We start from the raw sequence: 7,433 nt of genomic DNA on the forward strand, positions 1-7,433 counted from the left end.
AGCCTAGAACGGAAATCACCTTCATTTTGACTAAATATTCACAAAGAGTCCCTTGACTATTTAATTTTTCAACACTATGAGAATCTGCTAGTTTCAATCTAGCAGATTCTTTGCATTGGTTATAGTTTATTGTAGCTGTTTTACCAAAGTCTTCACTAAGTCTGGGAGCCAATGATGGAGTTGGCTAAATGTGAAGCCAGCAGCCTCTGCCTTTGCATTTGACATATACCAATCTGCTGGAACGCCATATGGTGATTGGGAATGCTCATCGCCGCCAATTAGCGAAATTCTAGCATTTTTTCCACTAGCCTCTTCAATTAGCCCGATTAAATCCTTTAAAGAAATAGCACCTGTTGCTGTAGCATTATAAGGACCTTCAATTGAAGAAATGCCAGCAAAATATAAAAATGCTGCGGCTTCCTCATCTGTGATGTAACTCATCTTCGCTTCGATATTTGGTAATGAAATAGGCTCTTCCTTGATAATTCGTTGCACATGAAAATGTAAACGTTGTGTATAATCATTCACGCCCATAACAATTGGAAAACGCACAGCGACAACAGGGAAGTTAGCCTCTTTGAAAAATAGTGCTTCAGCTTGTCGTTTGCCTTCATCGTAAGAAAAATCTTCACGGCTCCCCATACGTACTTCATAATCATATGGACTAAAATCCTCTTCTGCTTTTACACTGCCATCTACTTCGTAAGTGGATAGAGTAGAGGTAAAAACAAGTTTTTTTGTTTTACCTTTTAAAATTTCACATAGTTTTTGAGCTTCATCTGGTGCATAACAAATATTATCAAAGACAATATCCCAAGAGGAATTTGCAAGCGCTTGTGACAATGCTTTGGCATCATCTCGATTCACAATTAACTGCTTTACCTGTGTCCCAAAAGGATTCCCGCTTTGACCGCGTGTTAATATCGTAACATTGTGTCCATTTTGAAGACATAGCTCAACAAGCTTTCTTCCAAAAAAGCGTGTACCGCCTATTATTAATATGTCCATATTTTACCACCCTTTATTCGTAGTTCTTTTTATCATGACAAAAAATTAGACTTACTACAATGCAAAAGTGCTTGTAGTAAGTCTATTTACTTAAACGTTAGTTATAGATAGCGCCATAGCATGGGATGAGATTCTTGCTGGTATCATTTTTCAGAAGATGACAAGCGCTCAGCTAAGGCGTAATTATTGGGTAGGTGTCTCAGGTGGTGGAGTTGTATTACTGTTCTCTCCTCCATTAGAGCCATTGCCATTGTTCCCAGAGCCATTGCCGTTATTTGAGCCGTTACCATTATTTCCATTGCCCGAGCCATTGCCATTATTGCCATTGTTTGAGCCATTGCCATTACTGCCAGAACCATTGCCGTTATTTGATCCATTACCATTATTACTACCAGTTCCATTCCCAGAGCCATTGCCATTCTCAGGTGGCGTAATTGGAGGAATTGTCTCTTGATCGTCTTCCTGATCAGGTTCATTCTCACTTCCTCCAGTCGAAACGACATTTGATTGTGGAGATGTTAAACCAGTGATATCTACTGCAACAACGGCATAGGCTTGTCCACTTGCTACTGTCATACTTTGAGTTGATTCAAGCACTGAATTGACAAGTGTATGACCACCGTTCGTCACATTATATATTCGGTAACCAACAACATCATTGGAAGAGCCTGACCAAGATAATGTGTTGCCATTAATCGATGCAGATACTGCTGCTGGCGGGCTACCATCTGTAGGGAAGTCAACAGCCGATACAGATGAATTCGATAATGTCGAATTTTTAGGCAGTAGACTAGCAGGGTTACCGCCAAGTCGTCCAAGCATGCGTTTTATAAATGCTTGATTAATACCTGCACCACCTGGTTTTACAAATTCCGATGGTGTATTAGGGAGGGCATTATAAGTTTTCCCTTTAATCGTTACAACACTTGAAGAAGCAAGGCTATCATCAGTTTGTGATGGTAAAAATACTTTTGCGTTAAACAAATCAGATCGCACAAGGCCAGCGCTAGAGCATGCTGCAGAAGGTGCTAAGCCAGAAATACCACAGAATGAAGCAGACACTACATTTTTTGGCTGCTTAAATCTTGTTTTAGGGGCAATTAATTGTGGATCAACATCATAGACCGAATTCATTAATGTTCCCCATAGCTTGTTTATACGAACACTAGGCTGTAAGTACGTATTATTAAATGCATATAAAGTTCTTTGTTGATCATAACCTAACCATACACCAAGTGATACATTAGGGTTATAGCCAACCAGCCACACATCTTTATACTCTTGCGTAGTACCTGTTTTTGCAGCGAAATCTGCAGAGAATTTTAGGGTGTTTCTTGCCATTGTACCTGTTCCTTTTGTTAAAACATCTCGTAGCATATCTGTAACGATATAAGACGTTTCAGGACTATAAACTTGTACAGGTTCAGCTTCATGTTTATAAATAATTTTTCCCTCTTGATCCTCAATTCTATCTATCATGTAAGCATCAATGAATTGGCCGCCATTTGCAAAGGTTGCAAAGGCATTCGTATTTTCCTCTACAGTTGTTCCTACTTCCAATGCGCCAATTCCTGTTGAAAGGTTTGTATAATCATTAGGAACTAATTTAGTAAAGCCCATTTTTGCTAAGTAATCTGCAGGACGTTTATTAATAATATCATTGTATAAACGTAATGCTGATAAGTTTTGTGAGTCTGCTAACGCTTCACGTGCAGGAATTAGGCCACGCTCGTCACTAGTAATATAGTTATTTGGGCTCCATTTGCCAATAGAAAATTTTACGTCAACTAATGGACTACCTGCGCCAATTACACCATATTCAACAGCTGGTGCATAGACAAGTAATGGCTTCATTGTTGAACCGTTTGGACGGAATGCCTGTGTTGCATGGTTTACTTCAGTTGTTTTAAAGTCACGACCACCCACAAAGCTTAAAATACGCCCTGTAGTATTTTCAATTAAGATACTACCTACCTGTACTGGCATTTCTACATCTATTTCTTCACCTGTTACAGGATCTTTATCTTTTCCTGTATACGTATGTCCATAATATTTAAAGTTATCTGCTGCTTTTTGCATGGCATCGTACATATCTTTATTGATTGTTGAATAAATACGATATCCTTTAGAGCGGACATCACGATCAGCCAAGATCTTATACTTATCTTCTAATTTTTTTTCATTCTTTAAGCGTTCGGGATCAATCCCATCTTCTGCAGCTAGTTTTTCTGCAATTATTTCTTTTGCTCGACTTTCCAGCTCATATGTTAACCATGGGTAGCGGTCTTCTGGGCGCATTTCTGGTGAACTGAAATCAGCTGTGATGTCATAGTTTAGTGCGGTTTGATACTGAGCTTCATCAATGTAACCTGCATCCTTCATACGATATAGTACGGTTTTCATACGATCAATGCCGGGTTGAAGTGCTTCTTCACTTTTAAGCACACCTTTATTTGTAAAAGGCGTATAGGCAAAAGGTGCTTGTGGAATACCAGCTATGTACGCTGCTTGCGGTAGCGTTAAATCTTTTGCTTTGACCCCAAATATTCCTTCTGCAGCCGTCTCAATCCCTGCAATATTTCGCCCTGACGCATTACGGCCATAAGGAATAATGTTTAAATAGGCTTCTAAAATTTCATCCTTTGTCATAAAGTGCTCTAATCGCATAGCAAGCAGAAGTTCTTTTGCTTTTCGTTCATAGGATACTTCATTTGTTAATACTTGGTTTTTGATAAGTTGTTGTGTTAATGTAGAGCCGCCTGTCTGTGTTGCAGAGTTTGTAACGTCCTGAAGCAGTCCTCGAATAACTGCTTTTGGAACAATCCCATTATGCTCACGGAAGTATTCATCCTCTGTTGCAAGAACGGCGTTAATAACATCAGGTGACACATTATTAAGTGATGTTTCACGACGGTCTAAATCAGTTCGCAATTTCCCAATATAAATATCATTGGCAAAATAAATCTCACTAGTTGAGTCGTAGTTAAAAATAAGCTCTCGTAAATCTTTCTTAGTGCGCAGCGGTTCTTCTTTTACGAGAGAAGCAAAATAGCCGGCACCCACTGAACCGGCAAATACAGTGCCTACCAATGCAAAGACTAAAAATAGCAAAAATAAGTTCCAGGTAACACTACCTGAAATACGTAATCTCTTCATCCATTTTTGTTGAATTAATTCATCGATCTTTGCATTGATTTTCTCAATCCAATCTTTCAATGTATCGACCTCCTAAAATCTTGTCTATTATAGCATATATTGATTTGACTCGAACATAGTTATTGACAATCAAAAAGAATCGTATAGAATAATGCTTATAGTTTTCTAGCGAAGAAGAGCTTGCAGTAGTATCTATATTCCCTGTATAGAGAGCCAGCGGTTGGTGAAAGTTGGCCATAGTGTAGAGACGAATTACGTGCTTGGAGCTTAGACGTGCGCGCCTGCGATAAAGGCGGTTAAATGAAGTGGAAGATGGATGACATCTTCAAGCTGGGTGGTACCGCGTTAGTTCATAACGTCCCTGCATGCAATATTTTGCGTGTAGGGACTTTTTTGTTCTCCCTACACGAAATATTAAACACTTAGGAGGAATAAAAATGACGAACGAATTATTACAAGATTTAGAATGGCGCGGCTTGCTATACCAACAAACCGACGCTGAAGGAATGGCTAAACTATTAGATGAACAGTCGGTTTCTTTATACTGTGGTGTTGATCCAACAGCTGACTCTATGCATATTGGACATATTGTGCCTCTTCTAACGCTACGTCGCTTTCAAAAAGCGGGTCACCGTCCAATTTTGTTAGTGGGCGGAGCGACAGGTATGATTGGCGATCCATCTGGTCGTTCTGAAGAACGTCAATTACAAACAGTTGAGCAAATTGATAAAAATGTTCAAGGTATACGTGGTCAATTGGAGCGTATTTTTGATTTTGCAGAAGACGGCAATGGCGCACAGTTAGTTAATAACCGTGACTGGATTGGCGAAATGAACACGATTGAATTTTTACGCGATTACGGGAAACTAATTAATGTTAACTACATGCTTGCGAAAGATACAATTGCTTCTCGTCTTGACACGGGTATATCCTTCACTGAATTTGCATACACGTTAATTCAAGGCATTGATTACAATCATTTATACAACCATCATAATTGTCGTATTCAAGTTGGCGGATCTGATCAATGGGGAAATATTACAACTGGTTTAGAAGTTATTCGTAAAACACATGAAGAAGAAACCAAAGCATTTGGGATTACAATTCCATTAGTAACAAAAGCTGATGGTACGAAATTTGGTAAAACAGCGGGTGGAGCTGTATGGTTGGATGGTCAAAAAACATCTCCTTATGAGTTCTACCAATTCTGGATTAATGCGGCAGATGCAGATGTTGTAAAATACTTAAAAATCTTCACATTCCTTTCTCGTGAAGAAATTGAAGCATTGGCTGTATCTGTAGAAGAGGAACCACATTTACGTAAGGCACAAAAAGCACTAGCTGAAGAAATGACTCGCTTAATTCATGGTCAGGAAGCATTAGATCAAGCAATCCGCATTACAGCTGCATTATTTTCAGGAGATTTAAAAGCACTTTCTGCTGAGGAAATGAAGGATGCTTTTAAAGATGTTCCTTCTATTGAAATGGTGAAAGAAGATAAAAACATTGTGGACTTACTTGTGGAAGCGGCTATTTCACCTTCGAAACGTCAGGCTCGTGAGGATGTAACGAATGGAGCGATTAGTGTGAACGGTGAAAAGGTCACTGATTTAGATTATGTAATTGATAGTAAGGATCGTTTAGAGGACGCATTTAGCATTGTTCGTCGCGGTAAGAAAAAATACCATATGGTGAAGTTTGTATAATTAATAAATAGAACCTCTTTAAAATAGAAGGCACTGAAAAAGTCGATTTGCATCACAGTTCTGTGTGCAAATCGACTTTTTCTTAAATTTCTTCATCGGCAGTAGAGGATTTGGACTTATGATTTTCCTTAATTTCCCTGTACACTCTTAAACGTTAAGTTTGTAAGTTCTATAATAACTCATCATATAGTCTTTTGTAGTACACCTAGTTTTCCCTGTGCCCTCTAATAAAGGATATTTTGCTTCAATTATTTAAGAAAATTGGAAGTTTTACATCTTCATATTTCTCAGGATGAAGTAATTTAGCGAGCTTTAATGCTCCCTCTAGTAGACGCGGTGATGGGCGACAATAAAGCCATTCCTCCATCACATGAAGTTGTTTCATTTGAACGGCTTGTAGCTCCTGTGCATGAGGACGTTTCAATAAATTTGCAGGTTGAATTCGCTCAAAGGCAACACCTACCCAAGCCATCAAAATATAATCAGGATTTCGTTGTACTACATCTGTCCAATCAGTTTGCACATTTGCTAATGCTACATCCTGAAAACAATTTTGACCACCAGCAATGACACTAATTTCAGTTAGCCAGTTTAATTTCCCTGCTGTAAAAATAGGATTTGGCCACCATTCCCAATAGAGTGTAGGTCTTTTAGCAACTGTTTGGGCAATTGAACGTAAGTGTTCAATGCATTGTAAATAACTCTCAGCTATGTTTTTAGCGCGGTCCTCAACACCGCAGGCTTTTCCTAATGTATGAAGATCCTGTGCAATTTCCTCTAAGGAATTAGCATTAAACACGATGTGTGGTATATTTCTAGCTTGTAATGCTTCAACATTCTTTTCCATGCCAGGGACACTTAAAGATGCGAGTACAAGATCCGGCTGTAATGCCTCTAATGCATCCATATTAATCGATAAATCTGGTCCAAGCTGAGGCAAGTCTTTCACTGCTAATGGCCAATCAGAAAAATCATCTACGCCAACAAGCTGATCCAGCAAGCCCAAATAAGCTACTAGCTCTGTATTACTAGGACAAATTGAAATTAAACGCATATGCCTATACCCCCATTGTTTTTAAGAAAATTATAGCGAGTGTGGGCGTTACATACAATGAACAAACGCATTTACCTGAAATCAATCACGCCTCAACTTAAATGCGTTCGGATTTTTTCGAGCTCATTCGAAAAGCCCCTCCTCAAAATCTATGACATCCACCTGAGTTCCTCTATTTCAGTGGGCGTTTGTCTGCCCTCTGAATAGAAGAAAATAGCATTCATTTCGCTACTTATAAAGGTGGGTTTATTCTGTATCTGACGCTTCTCTTTCGGCACAGTAAAGATTTGTTGCTGTCGCTACGCTTTCGCACAGTAAAGATTTGTTGCTGTCGCTACGCTTTCGCACAGTAAAGATTTGTTGCTGACGCTGCGCTTTCGCACAGAAAAGATTGCTGAATCAAGAAAAAAGGTATGTCCGCAATGGACATACCTTTTCATAGTGTGTGTGCCCGGCATGCGCAACAACTAGGTGGTGAAAGTCCACTACAGACTTGGCAGTAGGAACTG

At 39.2% G+C, this 7,433-nt stretch carries 4 protein-coding genes and 1 other annotated feature; of the genes, 1 reads left to right on the forward strand and 3 read right to left on the reverse strand.

Annotation, left to right across the window (positions count from 1 at the left end; genetic code table 11):
- Nucleotides 1-126 precede the first annotated feature (126 nt).
- The gene (locus AC3WOM_RS26115; protein ID WP_492448982.1) at nt 127-1,008 is read right to left on the reverse strand and encodes an NAD-dependent epimerase/dehydratase family protein; all 882 of its coding nucleotides are present in this window, start codon (nt 1,006-1,008) and stop codon (nt 127-129) included.
- A 183-nt stretch (nt 1,009-1,191) separates the two neighbouring features.
- Nucleotides 1,192-4,224: a transglycosylase domain-containing protein gene (locus AC3WOM_RS26120; RefSeq protein WP_492448984.1), complete on the reverse strand. Its 3,033-nt coding sequence runs from the start codon at nt 4,222-4,224 to the stop codon at nt 1,192-1,194.
- A gap of 102 nt (nt 4,225-4,326) precedes the next feature.
- Nucleotides 4,327-4,530, forward strand: a binding site (T-box leader).
- A gap of 71 nt (nt 4,531-4,601) precedes the next feature.
- Between AC3WOM_RS26120 and tyrS the strand changes: the two genes are divergently transcribed.
- Entirely contained in the window at nt 4,602-5,870 is a 1,269-nt protein-coding gene (gene tyrS / locus AC3WOM_RS26125) for a tyrosine--tRNA ligase (RefSeq protein WP_427543073.1), read from the forward strand.
- A 244-nt stretch (nt 5,871-6,114) separates the two neighbouring features.
- Here tyrS and AC3WOM_RS26130 read toward each other — a convergent pair whose 3' ends face one another.
- Nucleotides 6,115-6,924, reverse strand: coding sequence for a cobalamin-binding protein (locus tag AC3WOM_RS26130; protein WP_427543076.1), 810 nt, complete (start codon nt 6,922-6,924; stop codon nt 6,115-6,117).
- Nucleotides 6,925-7,433 lie beyond the last annotated feature (509 nt).

Source organism: Lysinibacillus sp. FW301-JW8 (assembly GCF_058788755.1).